At 65.5% G+C, this 1,034-nt stretch carries 1 protein-coding gene and 1 pseudogene; one reads left to right on the top strand and one right to left on the bottom strand.

Annotated features, from left to right (window positions below; translation table 11 throughout):
• Positions 1-119 precede the first annotated feature (119 nt).
• Positions 120-509: a hypothetical protein gene (locus tag ACFYXB_RS46035; protein ID WP_389591485.1), complete on the bottom strand. Its 390-nt coding sequence runs from the start codon at positions 507-509 to the stop codon at positions 120-122.
• Positions 510-579: 70 nt separating this feature from the next.
• On the opposite strand from ACFYXB_RS46035, the pseudogene ACFYXB_RS46030 reads away from it, so the two are divergent.
• Positions 580-1,034, top strand: a pseudogene (locus ACFYXB_RS46030) (IS982 family transposase); the annotation flags it as partial.

Raw genomic sequence — 1,034 nt, 5'->3', positions numbered from 1 at the left:
CTAGATGATCAATTCCAAGGGATGCCTGCGGAGGGTGTGGGGTGGGCGGCGGCCGAAGCCACCGCGAGACGGTCACGCGGCGGGCTGCCGGCCCTGGTTGTCGAGGTGGCAGCGGGCGGTCAGGCGTCAGGGTCGACTTCGGGGTGCGTGAACCGCACGGGCTTGCCCAGCGACCGGGCGTAGGCGATTTCGGCTCGGGTGCTGTCTCCGATGTAGTCGCCGACTACGAGCACCTCATCAGCGAGCCGGATCTTCGCCCGGTGCAGATCGTCGAGTCGAACCTTCAGCGCCTCGGCCTCGACAGGATCGGACCAAAGTTCGTGCGGCGACTTCATGTCACAGCCCGGTTTGACGACAATCTTTCCGGCTTTGGTCTTCCGCAGATCGGCCTCGTTCATCTCGGTCATGAAGCGGGTGGAGCCGCAGATCACGACGATACGCGGGAGGCTCAACAGCTTCTTCGCGTCGGCGAGCTTCTCCTCGGGGGTGAGCAGTTGCGGGTATGACACTGGTTCCTCCTGGTGGTGTGGTCCAAGGGGTGCCTGCGGAGACGAGAACGAGGGTGTCCAAGATCGTTTTGTGACGAACGACGTGGACACCCTCGCGACAGCACTCTATGCGACGACCGACGACATGCTGAAGGAGCATCCCGACCTGGCGCCGTGGCGCCCGCCGGTCGGCATTACGCCCCGCCTGAGCGATGCCGAACTGGTCACCCTCGCCACGATGCAGGCCATACTCGGCTACACCTCCGAGGCCAAATGGCTCCGCCATGCCCGTGCCCACCTGCGCCACCTCTTCCCCTACCTGCCCCAGCAGCCCGGCTACAACAAGCGGCTGCGCAAGGCCGCCGGTCTGATGCGAAGCGTCAACCGGATCCTGGCCACCACCACCTCGGTGTGGAGCGACGACGTATGGGTCGTGGACTCCACCCCGGTGGAATGCGGCCGCTCCCGCGAGACCGTCAAACGCTCCGACCTGGCAGGTTGGGCCGAATACGGCTACTGCGCCAGCCACAGCCGCTTCTTCTGGGG

Source organism: Streptomyces sp. NPDC002619 (assembly GCF_042889305.1).
Lineage (GTDB): Bacteria > Actinomycetota > Actinomycetes > Streptomycetales > Streptomycetaceae > Streptomyces.
This window is presented reverse-complemented; position numbering and strand designations above follow the sequence as displayed.